This is a genomic window from Campylobacter sp. US55 (assembly GCF_004378955.1).
Taxonomy (GTDB): domain Bacteria; phylum Campylobacterota; class Campylobacteria; order Campylobacterales; family Campylobacteraceae; genus Campylobacter_D; species Campylobacter_D jejuni.
In genome coordinates, this window is sequence record NZ_RYYF01000008.1 from 58,260 (window position 1) to 73,299 (window position 15,040).

Here is a 15,040-nt window from a genome sequence, read left to right on the forward strand (position 1 = left end):
TTCTTGTATTTTATAAGAAAAAACTAAGACTTATAAGAAATATTTTTCTCAAATTCTTTTAAACGCTTATATATACTTCTAAGTTGAGTGATAGTTGTCCAGTTTGTGATAAAAACACTAAAAGAGCTTCGTACTTGATCAAAAGCATTGTTAATCTGCATTACAATACCAAGTCCTATAGCTCCAGCAAAAAGCCCTGGTGCCATGATTAAAAATGGCACTATAACTATCATTTGCTCAAATAAAATGAGCCAAATATTAAAATATCCATAATGTAAAAAAAGTCTTTTATAGTTAAATTTAAGCCCTGTAAAAAGCTCTATCATAGTCTCATTTTTAGCGTATTCTTTGCGATTATCCTCAGCATAAACAAGCTCTTTTCTTAAAGCTGCTTCAGCTTTTTGATTGTTATATTCAAGTCCAGGAAGCTTAATACCTACAAACCATGACACAACCAAGCCTCCTAAAGAAATCAAAAGTGCAATATAAACAAGCAAACCATCAATGTTTTTTAAAAAATAAAAAGAAGAATTTTCGCTTAAATTTGCAAATAAAGCTTTACTCACAACATCACTTAAACTCCATAAAATCGGAATAAATGCTACAAGGGTCATCAAAGCTTTTATAAAACTAAGTCCTAAACTCTCTACGATTTTAGAAAAATTATAAGTATCTTCTTGAATTCTTTGCGAACTTCCTTCTATATTATCATCTTTATTTTTCCAAAATTTTAAATAAGAAAAAGTCATAGCCTCACGCCACTTAAAAGCATAGACGCTAGCAAAATAGATATTAATCGTAGCGATTAAAACATAAGGAATAGCAATAGCCAAAAAAACTAAAATCAAAGCATAAAAATCATTTGCTGAATAATTTGGCTTTTCAATCATAGCCCTAGAGTTGAAAAAATATTCTAATAAATTTTGATAATAATACAATGCGCCTTTATTGATAAAATTAGCTTTTTGGAAATTTTGCTCAGCTCTTTGATTAGCCTCTTGGATTAAAGTGGTATTATTTTCAAGATTTTCTTCTATTTTTTGCGTAGAATTAGAATCCAAAAGTTCTATTTTTGGCTTTTGTAAAACATTGTAAAAATCACTATACCATGAATTGATTGCAACGTTTAAGCTTGTTTGTATATATAAGAAAAATAACAGTAAAAAAAGTCCCAAATAAGCCCATAAAGCCCATTTTTTACTTGCAAAAAATGAAGAAAACATGCTACCACCTTTTAAAAGAAAAATTTTAATCAACTTTATTTAATCAAGAGTTTATTAAAAATCATAAATTTATCAACACATGTGTCAAAAATAAACCTCTTTATTCTTTAAAGAAATATAAAAATATAAAGATTACGTCATATTTACTTTTTAATATTAATATTTCTTATCAAAATATCTAAAAAGGAATTAATGTCTATGAAAAAAATAATTTTATTTTTACTATGCGTTGGCTTTGCTTTTGCTTGCTCTGAACATTCTCATACTGATTTTAAAGATCTTAATAAAACCGAGTATAATTCTCAATAAAGGATAAAATATGAAAAAAATCTTTCTTATGTTTTTAACGGCTTTTTCATTTTTAGGTGCTAGTGAGCTTAATATTTACTCAGCAAGACATTATGATGCTGATTTTGAAATCATCAAAAAATTCGAAGAAAAAACAGGTATTAAGGTCAATCATACTCAAGCTAAAGCTTCAGAACTTATTAAAAGGCTTTCTCTTGAAGGAAGTAATTCCCCTGCTGATATTTTCATCACAGCTGATATTTCAAATCTTACAGAAGCTAAAAATTTAGGACTTTTATCTCCTGTTTCATCAAAATATTTAGAAGAATTTATACCTGCTCATTTAAGAGATAAGGATAAAGAATGGTTTGCGATCACAAAAAGAGCAAGAATTATTGCTTACAACAAAAACGCAAATATCGATATTAGCAAAATGAAAAATTATGAAGATTTAGCAAGAGCTGAATTTAAAGGAGAAATTGTTATGAGAAGTGCTACAGCTCCTTATAGCAAAACTCTTTTAGCATCTATTATAGCTAATGATGGAAATAAAGAGGCTAAAGCATGGGCTAAAGGTGTGCTTGATAATCTTGCGACAAATCCAAAGGGTGGAGATAGAGATCAAGCCAGACAAGTATTTGCAGGTGAAGCTAAATTTGCAGTTATGAATACTTATTATATAGGGCTTTTAAAGAATTCTAAAAATCCAAAAGATGTAGAAGTGGGGAATTCTTTGGGTATTATTTTTCCTAATCAAGACAATAGAGGAACGCATATTAACATTAGCGGTATTGCTATGACAAAATCAAGTAAAAATCAAGATGCGGCTAAAAAATTTATGGAATTTATGTTAAGTCCTGAAATTCAAAAAATTCTTACTGATAGTAATTATGAATTTCCTATAAGAAATGATGTAGAATTAAGCCAAACGGTAAAAGATTTTGGAACTTTCAAAGAAGATCAAATCCCTGTGAGTAAGATAGCAGAAAATATTAAAGAAGCGGTTAAAATTTACGATGAAGTCGGTTTTAGATAATGTATAAAACCCTAAAATACTATAAACTCGGGGCAATTTTACTTGCCCTTTTTCTTGCTTTACCTATTTTTGGTATTTTTGCTGAACTTTTTTATATTTTATTTCAAAATTTTAATACAAGTAATTTAACCCAATTTTCATCTATTAAAGAAAATTTGAGTCATTTTTTTGATTATTTATTTTTAAAATTCATCAAAGATACTTTTATAATTAGCGTGGGAGTATTGTGTGTAAGCTTGATTTTGGGTGTGAGTTCTGCTTATTTGATCGCAAATTATGATTTTTATTTCTGTAAAATTTTAGAAAAATTACTCATTTTACCCTTAGCCATACCTGCTTATATTTTAGCCTTTGTTTATGTGGGAATTATGGATTTTCAAGGATTTTTTCACGAAAATTTTGGCTTTAGGATAGATTTTTTCAATCATTATGGTGTTATTTTTGTTTTGGCTATTTCTTTATATCCTTATATTTATTTATTTGCTAAAACAGCTTTTAAAAGTGAAGCTAAAGAGGCTTATGAAGTAGCTAAAATCATGAAATATTCTGAATTTAGATTTTTTACACGCGTGGCACTTTTGAGTGCAAGACCTGCCATTTTTTCTGGAGCTTTATTGGTTTTAATGGAAACTTTGAGTGATTATGGTGCAAGTGCTTATTTGGGAGTGGATACTTTTTCGGCTGGAATTTTTAAACTCTGGTATGATTTGAATGATTCTTATTCTTCTAGTGTTTTATCGGGTATTTTAATGCTTTTTGTATTTTTGATTATGTATGTGGATTATTATTATAAAAATAAACATCATTATAGTTTTAATCAAAATTTAACTCTTTTTATCAAAAAAAGAAAATTAAATCCTATTAAACAAATTCTATCCTGTATTTATTGTTTTATGATTGCTTTTGTAGGTTTTATTTTACCTTTTATTTGGCTAGTTTATTGGGGACTAAAAGATCATAAGCTTTTTGAATCGCAATTTTATATTATCAGTTTTCAAACTATAATCTTAGCTTTAATCACTGCTTTAATTACCACTTTTTTAGCTTATTTTTTGATGTTTAGTTCTAGGATAGTTAAGAATCATTTTTTTAATTTATTTATTTTAAAAATAAGTTCTTTGGGTTATTCTATACCTGCTGCTGCTTTAGGGATTAGCATTATAGTGCTTTTTGTATTTTTGGATAAATTTTTTCACATGAGTTTATTGGGAAATTCTTTACTTGTTCTTGTTTTTGCTTATATAATTCGTTTTTTAGCAGGTGCAATTTATTCTTTAGAAGGGGGTTATAATAAAATTCATCTAAATATTGATGAAGCAAGTTTAAATTTAAGAGCGAGTTATTTTATTTTATTTTTTAAAATTCACACACTCTTAATGAAACATTTTTTATTTTTGGCTTTTATTATTGTTTTTATTGATACGATTAAAGAACTTCCTTTAAGTAGAATTTTAGTGCCTTTTGGCTTTGAAACTTTAAGTGTTAAAGCTTTCTGGTTTGCAAGCGATGAAAGAATTTATGATGCAGCTTTGCCTTCCTTGTTTATCGTTTTTCTTTCTTTAATGGTTGTTGTTTGGATGGATAAAATCACAAGGAAAGATGATGTTAGAAATTAAAAATTTATCTAAAAATTTCGGAAAAATACAAGCTTTAGAAAATATCAATCTTCATGTCAAAGAAGGAGAATTTTTAAGCATTTTAGGAGGTAGTGGAAGCGGAAAAAGCACGCTTTTAAGAATTATTGCTAAGCTTGAACAAGCTAGTTCTTATGATTTGTTTTCTTGCAAAGGTGAAGTGGCTTTGATGTTTCAAAATTATGCTTTATTTCCTCATTTAAATGTTGAGAAAAACATACTTTTTGCACTTTATGATAAAAAAGATAAAAATCAAATTTTAAATCATTTGCTTAAAACTTTTGAAATTGAAGATTTAAGATATAAAAAAATCGATGAAATTTCAGGAGGGCAAGCGCAAAGAGTGGCTTTTGCTAGAGCTATAGCAAGAGGATGTAAGCTTTTGCTTTTAGATGAACCTTTTTCTAATTTGGATCAAAATTTAAAACAAGATTTAAGAAGAGAATTGAAAAAAATGATTGAAAATCAAAGCATTACAGCTATTATGGTAACTCATGATATTGAAGATGCTTATTGCATGTCTGATCAAATCGCTTTTTTAGAAAAAGGAAAAATTTTAGCTCATGCAAATCCTAAAGAGCTTTATTTTAAGCCTGATTTTAAAAGTGCGCAAATTTTACCTGATTTAAATATCATAGAAAAAAAACTTGATTTAGAAGATGAATTTTTTGCTTGGATAGCTTCAAAAAATTATATTTTTGGTTATGCAGAACTTAAAATAGGAAATCGCTTTGAGGCTAAAATTTTACAAAAAGAATTTTTAGGGGCTTTTTATAGACTTAAGTTAAGATATAAAAATATAGAATTTTTTATGTTATTAAGCTCAAATTATAACTTAGAAGAAAAAATAAATTTTGATATTATCAATTTTTAGCTAAAATTCCTAAAAATCTTTTAAGGACAAATTTCATGAAAAATCTTTTAATCATAGGCGCAGGTGGGGTAAGTCGTGTGGCTACTGTAAAATGCACAATGAATTCTGATACTTTTAGCAAAATCACTTTAGCTAGTAGAACAAAAAGCAAATGTGATGAAATCGCTGCTTTTATCAAAGAGCGTTTAGGGGTTCAAATTGAAACGGCGCAAATTGATGCTGATGATAGCAATGCGGTTGTAGAACTTATCAAGAAAACAGGAGCACAAATTTTACTCAATGTTGCTTTGCCTTATCAAGATTTGAGTTTAATGGATGCTTGTATAAAAGCAGGGATTGATTATGTAGATACGGCAAATTATGAACATCCTGATTTAGCTAAATTTGAATACAAAGAGCAATGGGCGAGAAATGATGAGTTTAAACAAGCAGGAATTTTAGGACTTTTAGGAAGTGGATTTGATCCTGGTGTAACTAATGTTTTTTGTGCTTATGCACAACAAAATTTATTTGATGAAATTTCTTATATAGATATTTTAGATTGCAATGCAGGTGATCATGGCTATGCTTTTGCGACCAATTTTAATCCTGAAATCAATCTGCGTGAGGTTTCTGCTAAAGGGCGTTATTGGGAAAATGGCAAGTGGATAGAAACAGAACCGATGGAAATAAAAATGGAATGGGATTACCCAGAAGTAGGTGTGAAAGATAGCTATTTGCTTTATCACGAAGAGCTTGAGAGTTTGGTAAAAAATATCAAAGGTTTAAAAAGAATACGCTTTTTTATGACCTTTGGACAAAGTTATTTAACTCACATGAAATGTCTTGAAAATGTTGGAATGCTAGGGATTAAACCTGTAATGCACCAAGGAAAAGAAATCATTCCTATAGAATTTTTAAAAACCTTACTTCCTGATCCTGCAAGTTTGGGACCACGCACTAAAGGTTATACCAATATAGGTTGTGTAATTCGTGGTAAAAAAGATGGAAAAGACAAACAAGTTTATATTTATAATGTTTGCAATCACGAAGAATGCTATAAAGAAACTGGTGCACAAGCTGTGAGCTATACTACAGGTGTTCCCGCTATGATAGGCACGAAATTAATCGCTAAAGGAATTTGGCAAGGAAAAGGCGTATTTAATATGGAAGAATTTGACGCTAAGCCTTTTATGGAAGAGCTGAATTCTCAAGGACTTCCTTGGAAGATTATCGAAATGACTCCGAGTTTAGGAGAGTAAGTGCTAAAGCACTTACTTTTGTCCTATATAAATAAAGTGATCCACACTGCCTTCAAAATTATACAGATTAATTAATTCATAATCTCCCCAAAATAAAGGTTTAAAAGGTTTAAAATCTTCTTTTAATTCTTCTATGTCTTTAGTAAAGCGTATATATGAAGAACCGCTTAATCTACCACTTGGACATCCTTTTACTTCACGCAAGCCATTATCCATAAGTTCTCCTCTTTCATACATACTATAGCCTTTATCGCTCATCATGGTTGCAAATATAACAGCCCCTTCATTGCATAATTCATAAAATTCTTGCACAGCTTCTTTAAAAGCTTGTTTTGTAAGATAATACAAGCTTTGATTCGCAAATATAAAATCCATTTTTGTATTGAAGAGTTTTTTAAAACTACAATTAGGAGATATGATGTGAAAATTTTTAGAATCTAAGCAAGGATCTTTTTCCCAAACTTTTTTTAAACTAGGAACTATATCAATGCCATAAGGCTCTATACCCCCCTGTTATATTTTTAAAATACCCAGAATGCACTCCATTTCCACAACCAAAATCAAGCAATTTTCCGCTTGTTTTGTTTAGTTTGTATTTTAAGATCCTCTCATAAAATCTTATAACATGACCATCAGGATATTGAAGTCCATAACCTTCTTTGTCATATTTTGAGTATATGCAGATAAAGAATTATCCATTTTAGCCTTTTTGTATAGAATTTTGACTTAATGTCAAAATCCATTCTAGCACAAAAAGGATTAAAATTATTTTACAGGATGAAGTTCATTTGCGTAAAAGCTAACCGATCCCATACCTTCCTTTAAAGCCCATTCATAAGCTTTTGCAACAAATTCCCAATTGATATGAGCATAGAATTTCTCTAAATAAGCAGGGCGTGCATTGCGATGATCTACATAATAAGCATGTTCCCAAACATCTACAACAAGTAAAGGAACTTTATCTTCAGTAATTGGTGTAGCTGCGTTTGAAGTACCTACAAATTCTAGTTTTTGATTTTTAGCATTATAAACTAACCAAAACCATCCTGAACCAAAAACTCCTGTAGCACCTTTGATAAATTCAGCTTTGAAATTTTCTAAAGATCCAAATTCTTTTTCTAGTGCCGCTTGTAAATTAGCATCCATACTTTGACATGAACCACCACAGCCACAGCCTGCACTTGGCTTAATACAATCAAAATAAAAATCATGATTATAAACTTGAGCTGCGTTATTAAATACGCTCCCATTTGAAGTTTTAATAATACTTACAAGATCTTTGCCTGCAAATTCAGTATCTTTAATAAGATTATTTAGATTTGTAACATAAGTATTGTGATGTTTTCCATGATGATAGCTAAAAGTTTCAGCACTCAAAAAATCACCAAAAGCATTAGTATCATAAGGTAATTTTCTTAATTCAAACATAATTTCTCCTTTATTTTTAGTTTGATATTGAAAATATTACCATAATAATATTAAAAAGAGTAAAAACATCTTAAAAGCTTGGTGGGTAAAATTTCTATTTGTTTAACCTATAATAAAATAAGATATATTTATAATATATTTTAATAAAAATTTAAATATATATAAAAAATTATATTTTTTTGAAATATTTTTACAAAAAATATCTATTTGTTGATTTTTAATAATTACAATTAATTTGCAACTAAAAATTATTCATAAGGAGGAAAATATGAAAAAAGTTGTACTAATCTCAGCATTACTAGGTGCTTTCGCAGTTAATGTTTTTGCAGCTAATACTCCAAGCAATGTGAATCAAACACATACAAAAGCTCATCATTCAAAAGCTAAAGCTGATAAAAAACATGAAGCTAAAACTCACAAAAAAACAAAAGAGCAAACATCAGCTCAATAATGCCCAGCCTTGATATAAGTCTATAATAGACTTATATCAAAAGCTATTCGTATTCTACAAAATAAATTATTAATATTTATTAAATTTTTAACAGAAAAAATGAAAAAATCGTTATTTTAAAAGAAAAATTAAAAAGTGGTGACCCATACGAGACTCGAACTCGTGTTACCGCCGTGAAAGGGCGATGTCCTAACCGCTAGACGAATGGGCCACTTTTAAGGAGTAAAAAATAAAAATGAAATTGAATTATATATATTTATTTCTTAAAATTTAATTAAATATATCAAAATTATGTGATTTTTATTTTTGTTTGATTATAATTTCATCTTCAATTTTTTATAAAATTTTTTAGGATTTATTATGGATTTTTATAGTCTTATTTTTTTATCCTGTGCTTTAGGAATGGATGCTTTCGCTGTATCGCTATGCAAAGGTTTTAGTGTTAAAAAACTACATTTAAAACATTATCTTATTGTTGGGATTTATTTTGGTGGATTTCAAGCCTTGATGCCAACTATTGGTTATTTTATAGGCATAACTTTTATATCTTTTATTGCGAGCATTGATCATTGGATAGCTTTTATTTTACTTTCTTTAATAGGATTAAAAATGATCAAAGAGTCATTGGAAAATGAAAATTGCGATAGTAATGCCAACCAATTTGGCTTTAAAACCATGCTAGCTTTAGCAATTGCTACGAGTATCGATGCATTAGCAGTTGGTGTGAGTTTTGCATTTTTAAATGTAAATTTATTATTAGCTATATTTTTAATAGGTATTATCACCTTCATTTTATGCATCATTGCTCTAAAAATAGGAAATAAATTTGGAATTTATCTTAAAAATAAAGCTGAACTTTTAGGCGGATTGGTTTTAATTATACTAGGAGTAAAAATTCTAATAGAACATTTATTTTTCGATTGAAAATTTCATTCTTAAAGTAGCTAAAGCTTTATCAAATTCCAAGGCTTTACTTTGAAATTTTTTATTAAAAGTTCTTTGTCTTTTGGCAAGCTGCGTAGTATGTATCGTGATTAAATTTTCAAGCTCTTTAAAGGAAATTTCTCCATCTAAATACTCTTTACACTCTTTCAAACCTATAGAATTTAATGCTTTAAGTTTATGATCAAATTTAGAAAAAAGAATTTTTGCTTCATCTAAAAGCCCATTATCAAGCATTTCTTTTGTTCTAGTTTTAATACGTTTTTTTAAAATTTCTTTATCCCACGCAAGCTCATAAATTTCTATATCTTTAAGCACCCCAGTTTTTTGTGTTCTTTTTAAAAATTCACTAGGAATTTCTCTTGTTTGTTCATAAATACCCAGCCATTTTTTTAATCTATAAGTATCATTTTTTTCTATTTTATAGTTTGGATCAATATTTAATAAAAGAGCATAAATTTCATCATTATTTAAAGAACTATGTGACTCTAAAGTTTTTTCACTTAAACCATCTATCATAGTTTTTAAATAAAATCCAGTTCCACCTACTATAATCAGAGGCAAATTTCTAGCTAAAGCAAATTCTTTTGCTTTTTGGTATTCCCTTATGAATAACTCAACATTAAAATGTTCATTCACACTCAATAAATTTACCCCGAAGTATTTTATACTCGCAAGATCATCTTGTGAAGGCTTGGCACTTGCTATATTAATCTCTTTATAAACACAAAGACTATCAAGACTTAAAACAACAGCATCAAATTCTCTTGCTAAAGTATTGGCTATGTATGTTTTTCCACTCGCGGTTGTTCCTATTAATGCTATTTCAAAAAACATTTTAATATTTATCCTAAAATTTATAAAAATTTTAGTAAAATCATAGCAAAAAATATTTTAAAGTAGAAAAATGAACACATTCTGGATAAAATTTAAAGATATTTTAGAACTTGTAGTATTTAAGCATTCTATTTTTGCTTTGCCTTTTTTATTTTCCTCTATGATTGTAGCATCAAAACTTGCAAATGACACTGCTTGGTTTGGTTTTAAGGCATTGATTTTAGGCATTATTTGTGCGGTAAGTGCAAGAAATTTTGCGATGGCTACAAATCGTTTAATGGATGAAGATATAGATAAGGATAATCCTCGTTGTGCAAATCGCCCTAATGTCAGTGGAAAAATAGGTAGAAAAAGTGTATGGATTTTTATTATTATTAATGCACTTATTTTTATATCATGTTCTTATTTTATTAATACCTTGGCCTTTTATTTGTCTTTTCCTGTGCTTTTTGTATTGGCTATTTATTCAGCTTTTAAACGCTTTAGTTCTTTAGCGCATTTAGTTTTGGGATTTTGTTTAGGACTTGCGCCTATTGCAGGAAGTGTTATAATTATGGGTGAAATTCACATTTATAGCGTTATTTTATGTTTAGGTGTAACTTTTTGGACAGCTGGGTTTGATCTGCTTTATTCTTTACAAGATATGGAGTATGATAAAAAAATAGGACTTCACTCTATTCCTGCTAAATTTGGTTCAAAGACTACTTTATTTATATCAGCTTTTTGCCATATTTTAGCGGTATTATTTTGGCTTCTTTTTGTGTGGGAAGTTTGGGGTGTAGCACTTGGAAAAATAGCACTTATTGGAGTAATTATAAGCGGTATTATTTTAGCCTTGGAACATAAAATTGTTCACAAGAATTTTGCTCATATTGATAGAGCATTTTTTACTCTAAATGGTTATTTAAGTATTATCTTTTTTATTTTTATTTGGATTGATTTATTATGGAATTAACACTTTTTAAAGCAGGATTTGAAGCTCATTTAGAATGTTGTGAAATAGAAAATAACCGTTTTCTTGGAGAATACCTAAAACTTGGAGCAATTTCTCAAATTTTAAAATGGAAAAAACTTGCTTTACGCATTGATTTTGATGAGGGTGAAAAAATTATTTTTGATCTTCTTTTAAGTCTAAAAGAAGATATTTTAAGGCTTGAAAATTCTTTAGATAAAAATAAAGAACTTATACCACTTAAACAAAAAGGGGTAATAGAATCTTTAAATTTTGAATATCTAAATTTTTTGGATACTATTTTAGAAGAAGATAAAGAATATTATTTAAGATTTGATTTAAATAATCAAAAAATAGCTATTTTTATCAAAGCTCAAAGTCAAACATTGGCAAAAATTATCAAAATTAAGCCTGAAGACAAAATGGCTTTTGATGCTTTTGTTGTTGAAATTCAAAGAAATATGATAAGAAATAAGAAAGGCCAAGAATGAGTGATGATGTACTTTATTTAGTTTTTATAATTGTGCTTTTAATTGCAATGCTAGCCTACATGAATATCAAAGAAAGAGAAAATAATGCAAAAATAGCAAAACTTCAAAATGTGATAGAAGATATTACCAAAGAACTTCATTATTTTCGTAAAGAATTAGGAGTTAAAGATGATAGTGAAGAGGATGAAGACTATAAAACCTCTCTTTTAAAAGAAGAAATTATGATTGAACTTGATAAACAAATCAGTTCAAAAATCACTCCTGTTTTAAGAACACTAAAAACTATGGAACATATCATAGAAGATTTTCAAAATGAACAACAAAATCGTCTTTTAAATTTAGAACAAAAAGCACAAAGCATGGCTAAACTTACACCAAATTACGATACAGAAGAACAAAAAATAGAAAATCTTTTCAAAGAAGGAAAAAGCATAGAACAAATCGCTAAAGATTTACGCATTGGCACTGGAAATGTAGAACTTGTCTTAAAATTTAAGAAATTAATAAAATAGAATGGAAAATAAATGCTTATAGATCAATTCGGTAGAAAGATAAATTATCTTAGAATTTCAGTTACACAAAGATGTAACTTTCGCTGCCTTTATTGTATGCCAAAAATTCCTTTCGATTATCAGCCAAAAGAAAATTTATTAAGCTTCGAAGAACTTTTTTTATTTGTTAAAGCAGCTATAGACGAAGGAATTGAAAAAATCCGTATAACAGGTGGGGAACCTTTATTAAGAAAAGATTTAAGTATTTTTATAAAAATGATTAGCGATTATAAAAGAGATATTGACCTTGCTATAACTACAAATGGATTTTTACTAAAAGACTTCGCTAAAGACCTAAAAAATGCTGGACTTAAACGACTTAATATTTCACTTGATACCCTAGATCACAAAAAAGCAAAAACTCTTGCGCAAAAAGATATATTAGATAGTGTTTTATCTGGAATTGATGAAGCTTTAAATCTAGATTTGAAAGTAAAACTTAATACTGTAGCTCTTAAAAATTTAAACGATGATGAACTGATATCTCTTTTGGAATTTGCAAAATCAAAAAAAGCTCAAATTCGCTTTATAGAATTTATGGAAAACACTCATGCTTATGGTAAATTACAAGGATTAAAAAGAGATGAAATTATACAAATTTTGAGTCAAAAATATCAAATTCAACTTATAAAAAAAGATGAAAAAGCACCTGTGAGTATTTATAAGGCAGATGATTATGAATTTGGAATTATAGATCCTCATAGCCATGAATTTTGCGATTCTTGCAATCGCATACGCTTAAGTGCTGAAGGCTTGTTAATACCTTGCCTTTATTTTGATGAAGCATTAAGCATAAAAGAAGCGGTTCGAAAAGGTGATATTAAAGCCGCTGTAGAAATATTACAAGAAGTATTAAGAAATAAACCAGAAAAAAATAAATGGAGTGTTGTTGATAATGAAACCTCATCTCGTGCTTTTTATCAAACTGGAGGTTAATTTTGCAACTTGTTGAAAGTTTCTTAAGCATTCAAGGAGAAGGAAAATATAATGGAAAATTAGCTATTTTTATGCGTTTTGCTGGTTGTAATTTCAATTGTTTAGGTTTTAATGTAAAAATATCAAAAAACGATAAAACTCTCATCGGATGCGATACAATAAGGGCTGTTTTCACAAAAGATTTTAAAGAAAGTTATGAAACTTTAAATGCTAATGAACTTTTAAAAAGAGTAACAAAATTAAAACAAGACTTTGATCCTATAGTTGTTATCACAGGTGGAGAGCCATTAATCCATTATGAAAATCCTGAATTTATAGAATTTATTCAAATGTTATTAAAAAATAAATTCGAAATACACTTTGAAAGCAATGGAAGCATAGAAATTGATTTTGATAGATATCCTTTTTACAAAGAATGTATTTTTGCTTTAAGCGTTAAACTCCAAAATAGTGGGATAAAAAAAGATAAACGATTAAATTTTAAAGCTTTAAAAGCATTTAAAAATTACGCAAAAGATAGTTTTTATAAATTTGTTTTAGATGCCAATACCCTTGATAATTCATTTTTAGAAATCAATGAAATTCTAAAAGAAGCTCCAAATCAAATTTTTTGTATGCCTATGGGTGAAAATGAGCAAAACCTTAAAAAAAATGCTCAAAAAATTGCTGAATTTTGTATTAAGAATGGTTATAATTATTCTGATAGAATTCATATTCGTCTTTGGAACGATAAAGAGGGTGTATGATTATAAGAAAATTATTTGAATTTGAAAACGCACACATTGTTAGATTTTGTTCTTCTAAGCGTTGCAAAAGTAGCATTCATGGACATTCTTACAAAGTTGAAGTTTTACTTGAAAGCAAATATTTAGATAATGCTGGAATGGTCTATGATTTTGGACTTTTAAAAACCTATATACGCCAAATTATTGATAGTTTTGATCATGCTATCACTCTTTTTAAATATGATGATGCAAAATATTTAGAAGAAATGAAAAAATATTCAAGTCGTTGGATTTGCCTGCCTGTTAATGTAAGTGCTGAAAATTTTTGTCGTGTATTTTTCATACTTATAGACGCTTTATTAAAACAAACAAAAATGGTAAATGGAGAACAAGGAGTGACTTTACAAAGCATCATTGTTCATGAAACAAGAACAGGCTATGCACAAGGTTTTAGAGAAGATGCCTATAGTGAACTAATGCCAAAAATTTCACTTCAAGACATAGAATTTTCCAATGGCATTAAAGCAGAATGGAATGATATAGATTTTTACAACAAATTAAAAAATGAAGAAATTTTTATAAATCCAAAGGAGATTTAATGCAAAAAGCTAAAATTTTAATTGCCTTAAGTTTTTTTTTATTAGTTTTATCTGCCTGTTCTAATGATGAAAAAAATATTTCCAAGACTCAAAATACAGATCAAGAAGTAGTCCAAATAGAACAAAACGATGAAAAAACAGAATTAAGTGACTCCAACCTGCCTTTACCTGTGGATGATGAAGTACAAAGTTCAGATGATGAACATGAAGTCAATCCTAGCATTATCAACTCTTTATATAAACAAAAATGTGCCACTTGTCATGGAGAAAAAGGGGAATTAAAACCTAAAAACAGCACGGCCATTAAAACCTTAGGCAATAAAATTTTTATACAAAAAATAAAAATGAAAAAAGATAAAAATCACAGTTTTTTAAGTGATGAACAAATTCAAAATTTAGCTGATTTTATAAATAAAGGAAAATAATGGATCAAAGTTATGAATTCTTTTTAGCTTTACATCTTTATAGTCTTTATGCGAGCGGTTTTTTAATGCTTTTTTATCTTATATTAACACAAGGGAATTTTAAAACCGAATTCATTTTTATTCGTAGAATACGATTGTTTTTACCAATTTATTATTTATTTTTAGCTTTGATTATTTTTACAGGTTGTTTATTATCAGCAATGAAACAATTTCAAATAAATTTTAATATCTGGGTAATGATTTTTTCTTGGATCTTGATTTTTGCTTTAGCAATTTTTCATTTTATTTGTTTTAAAAGAGCAAGAAGATTTAGAAAATATGCCACTTTTAGATGGATTAGTTGTTTGATTTTACCTTTTGAAATTTTTTTATTGTTTTTGCCTTTTTTAATAGAAAGATATCTATAA

General features: G+C 28.2%; 18 protein-coding genes, 1 tRNA gene and 1 pseudogene. 15 read left to right on the top strand and 5 right to left on the bottom strand.

The window, feature by feature from the left end; all coding sequences use genetic code 11:
- Nucleotides 1-23 precede the first annotated feature (23 nt).
- On the bottom strand, nucleotides 24-1,223 hold the full coding sequence (locus ELQ07_RS06475) for a putative transporter (protein ID WP_044305710.1): 1,200 nt from the start codon (nucleotides 1,221-1,223) through the stop codon (nucleotides 24-26).
- Between the two features lie 192 nt (nucleotides 1,224-1,415).
- On the opposite strand from ELQ07_RS06475, the gene ELQ07_RS06480 reads away from it, so the two are divergent.
- From ELQ07_RS06480 to ELQ07_RS06500, 5 genes are read left to right on the top strand one after another with little or no spacing between them, the layout of a single operon-like run.
- The gene (locus ELQ07_RS06480; protein WP_011812694.1) at nucleotides 1,416-1,532 is read left to right on the top strand and encodes a hypothetical protein; all 117 of its coding nucleotides are present in this window, start codon (nucleotides 1,416-1,418) and stop codon (nucleotides 1,530-1,532) included.
- Nucleotides 1,533-1,542: 10 nt separating this feature from the next.
- On the top strand, nucleotides 1,543-2,547 hold the full coding sequence (locus tag ELQ07_RS06485; protein WP_052825522.1) for a Fe(3+) ABC transporter substrate-binding protein: 1,005 nt from the start codon (nucleotides 1,543-1,545) through the stop codon (nucleotides 2,545-2,547).
- On the top strand, nucleotides 2,547-4,163 hold the full coding sequence (locus ELQ07_RS06490) for an iron ABC transporter permease (protein ID WP_134224905.1): 1,617 nt from the start codon (nucleotides 2,547-2,549) through the stop codon (nucleotides 4,161-4,163). The genes ELQ07_RS06485 and ELQ07_RS06490 overlap by 1 nt, the downstream gene beginning before the upstream one ends.
- Nucleotides 4,147-5,055 (top strand): ABC transporter ATP-binding protein, encoded by a 909-nt coding sequence (locus ELQ07_RS06495; RefSeq protein ID WP_079460951.1) that lies wholly within the window; start codon nucleotides 4,147-4,149, stop codon nucleotides 5,053-5,055. Before ELQ07_RS06490 ends, ELQ07_RS06495 begins: the two co-directional genes overlap by 17 nt.
- 35 nt (nucleotides 5,056-5,090) lie before the next feature.
- Nucleotides 5,091-6,296 (top strand): saccharopine dehydrogenase family protein, encoded by a 1,206-nt coding sequence (locus tag ELQ07_RS06500; protein WP_052825525.1) that lies wholly within the window; start codon nucleotides 5,091-5,093, stop codon nucleotides 6,294-6,296.
- Between the two features lie 12 nt (nucleotides 6,297-6,308).
- Here the strand turns inward: ELQ07_RS06500 and ELQ07_RS08440 are convergent.
- Nucleotides 6,309-6,995 (bottom strand): annotated as a pseudogene (locus tag ELQ07_RS08440) (methyltransferase domain-containing protein).
- A 66-nt stretch (nucleotides 6,996-7,061) separates the two neighbouring features.
- Nucleotides 7,062-7,724, bottom strand: coding sequence for a superoxide dismutase [Fe] (sodB, locus tag ELQ07_RS06515; protein WP_088303914.1), 663 nt, complete (start codon nucleotides 7,722-7,724; stop codon nucleotides 7,062-7,064).
- 268 nt (nucleotides 7,725-7,992) lie between these two features.
- Between sodB and ELQ07_RS06520 the strand changes: the two genes are divergently transcribed.
- Nucleotides 7,993-8,175: a hypothetical protein gene (locus ELQ07_RS06520; protein ID WP_052825529.1), complete on the top strand. Its 183-nt coding sequence runs from the start codon at nucleotides 7,993-7,995 to the stop codon at nucleotides 8,173-8,175.
- 136 nt (nucleotides 8,176-8,311) lie between these two features.
- Here the strand turns inward: ELQ07_RS06520 and ELQ07_RS06525 are convergent.
- Nucleotides 8,312-8,386, bottom strand: a tRNA-Glu gene (locus ELQ07_RS06525).
- A 149-nt stretch (nucleotides 8,387-8,535) separates the two neighbouring features.
- On the opposite strand from ELQ07_RS06525, the gene ELQ07_RS06530 reads away from it, so the two are divergent.
- Entirely contained in the window at nucleotides 8,536-9,099 is a 564-nt protein-coding gene (locus ELQ07_RS06530; protein ID WP_052825530.1) for a manganese efflux pump MntP family protein, read from the top strand.
- Here ELQ07_RS06530 and miaA read toward each other — a convergent pair.
- Nucleotides 9,085-9,954, bottom strand: coding sequence for a tRNA (adenosine(37)-N6)-dimethylallyltransferase MiaA (gene miaA / locus ELQ07_RS06535; protein WP_070316673.1), 870 nt, complete (start codon nucleotides 9,952-9,954; stop codon nucleotides 9,085-9,087). The genes ELQ07_RS06530 and miaA overlap by 15 nt on opposite strands.
- Nucleotides 9,955-10,024: 70 nt before the next feature.
- Between miaA and mqnP the strand changes: the two genes are divergently transcribed.
- From mqnP to ELQ07_RS06575, 8 genes are read left to right on the top strand one after another with little or no spacing between them, the layout of a single operon-like run.
- Complete coding sequence (mqnP, locus tag ELQ07_RS06540) at nucleotides 10,025-10,909, top strand: menaquinone biosynthesis prenyltransferase MqnP (RefSeq protein ID WP_070316674.1); 885 nt, start codon at nucleotides 10,025-10,027, stop codon at nucleotides 10,907-10,909.
- A complete protein-coding gene (locus tag ELQ07_RS06545) occupies nucleotides 10,900-11,397 on the top strand; it encodes a hypothetical protein (protein ID WP_002854663.1) in 498 nt (165 codons plus the stop codon). The genes mqnP and ELQ07_RS06545 overlap by 10 nt, the downstream gene beginning before the upstream one ends.
- Nucleotides 11,394-11,909, top strand: coding sequence for a hypothetical protein (locus tag ELQ07_RS06550; RefSeq protein WP_002851715.1), 516 nt, complete (start codon nucleotides 11,394-11,396; stop codon nucleotides 11,907-11,909). Before ELQ07_RS06545 ends, ELQ07_RS06550 begins: the two co-directional genes overlap by 4 nt.
- 12 nt (nucleotides 11,910-11,921) lie before the next feature.
- The gene (gene moaA, locus ELQ07_RS06555) at nucleotides 11,922-12,884 is read left to right on the top strand and encodes a GTP 3',8-cyclase MoaA (protein ID WP_052776106.1); all 963 of its coding nucleotides are present in this window, start codon (nucleotides 11,922-11,924) and stop codon (nucleotides 12,882-12,884) included.
- A gap of 2 nt (nucleotides 12,885-12,886) precedes the next feature.
- Nucleotides 12,887-13,630, top strand: a complete 744-nt coding sequence (locus tag ELQ07_RS06560; RefSeq protein WP_052776107.1) for a 7-carboxy-7-deazaguanine synthase QueE — start codon at nucleotides 12,887-12,889, stop codon at nucleotides 13,628-13,630.
- The gene (locus ELQ07_RS06565) at nucleotides 13,627-14,208 is read left to right on the top strand and encodes a 6-carboxytetrahydropterin synthase (RefSeq protein WP_002858675.1); all 582 of its coding nucleotides are present in this window, start codon (nucleotides 13,627-13,629) and stop codon (nucleotides 14,206-14,208) included. Before ELQ07_RS06560 ends, ELQ07_RS06565 begins: the two co-directional genes overlap by 4 nt.
- Entirely contained in the window at nucleotides 14,208-14,633 is a 426-nt protein-coding gene (locus tag ELQ07_RS06570) for a cytochrome c (protein WP_070316675.1), read from the top strand. Before ELQ07_RS06565 ends, ELQ07_RS06570 begins: the two co-directional genes overlap by 1 nt.
- Nucleotides 14,633-15,040 (top strand): hypothetical protein, encoded by a 408-nt coding sequence (locus ELQ07_RS06575; RefSeq protein ID WP_070316676.1) that lies wholly within the window; start codon nucleotides 14,633-14,635, stop codon nucleotides 15,038-15,040. Before ELQ07_RS06570 ends, ELQ07_RS06575 begins: the two co-directional genes overlap by 1 nt.

Coding starts and splice junctions, on each gene's coding strand:
- ELQ07_RS06475 (WP_044305710.1), bottom strand. CDS start 1,223: ATGTTTTCTTCATTTTTTGCAAGTAAAAAATGGGCTTTATGGGCTTAT.
- ELQ07_RS06480 (WP_011812694.1), top strand. CDS start 1,416: ATGTCTATGAAAAAAATAATTTTATTTTTACTATGCGTTGGCTTTGCT.
- ELQ07_RS06485 (WP_052825522.1), top strand. CDS start 1,543: ATGAAAAAAATCTTTCTTATGTTTTTAACGGCTTTTTCATTTTTAGGT.
- ELQ07_RS06490 (WP_134224905.1), top strand. CDS start 2,547: ATGTATAAAACCCTAAAATACTATAAACTCGGGGCAATTTTACTTGCC.
- ELQ07_RS06495 (WP_079460951.1), top strand. CDS start 4,147: ATGATGTTAGAAATTAAAAATTTATCTAAAAATTTCGGAAAAATACAA.
- ELQ07_RS06500 (WP_052825525.1), top strand. CDS start 5,091: ATGAAAAATCTTTTAATCATAGGCGCAGGTGGGGTAAGTCGTGTGGCT.
- sodB (WP_088303914.1), bottom strand. CDS start 7,724: ATGTTTGAATTAAGAAAATTACCTTATGATACTAATGCTTTTGGTGAT.
- ELQ07_RS06520 (WP_052825529.1), top strand. CDS start 7,993: ATGAAAAAAGTTGTACTAATCTCAGCATTACTAGGTGCTTTCGCAGTT.
- ELQ07_RS06530 (WP_052825530.1), top strand. CDS start 8,536: ATGGATTTTTATAGTCTTATTTTTTTATCCTGTGCTTTAGGAATGGAT.
- miaA (WP_070316673.1), bottom strand. CDS start 9,954: ATGTTTTTTGAAATAGCATTAATAGGAACAACCGCGAGTGGAAAAACA.
- mqnP (WP_070316674.1), top strand. CDS start 10,025: ATGAACACATTCTGGATAAAATTTAAAGATATTTTAGAACTTGTAGTA.
- ELQ07_RS06545 (WP_002854663.1), top strand. CDS start 10,900: ATGGAATTAACACTTTTTAAAGCAGGATTTGAAGCTCATTTAGAATGT.
- ELQ07_RS06550 (WP_002851715.1), top strand. CDS start 11,394: ATGAGTGATGATGTACTTTATTTAGTTTTTATAATTGTGCTTTTAATT.
- moaA (WP_052776106.1), top strand. CDS start 11,922: ATGCTTATAGATCAATTCGGTAGAAAGATAAATTATCTTAGAATTTCA.
- ELQ07_RS06565 (WP_002858675.1), top strand. CDS start 13,627: ATGATTATAAGAAAATTATTTGAATTTGAAAACGCACACATTGTTAGA.
- ELQ07_RS06570 (WP_070316675.1), top strand. CDS start 14,208: ATGCAAAAAGCTAAAATTTTAATTGCCTTAAGTTTTTTTTTATTAGTT.
- ELQ07_RS06575 (WP_070316676.1), top strand. CDS start 14,633: ATGGATCAAAGTTATGAATTCTTTTTAGCTTTACATCTTTATAGTCTT.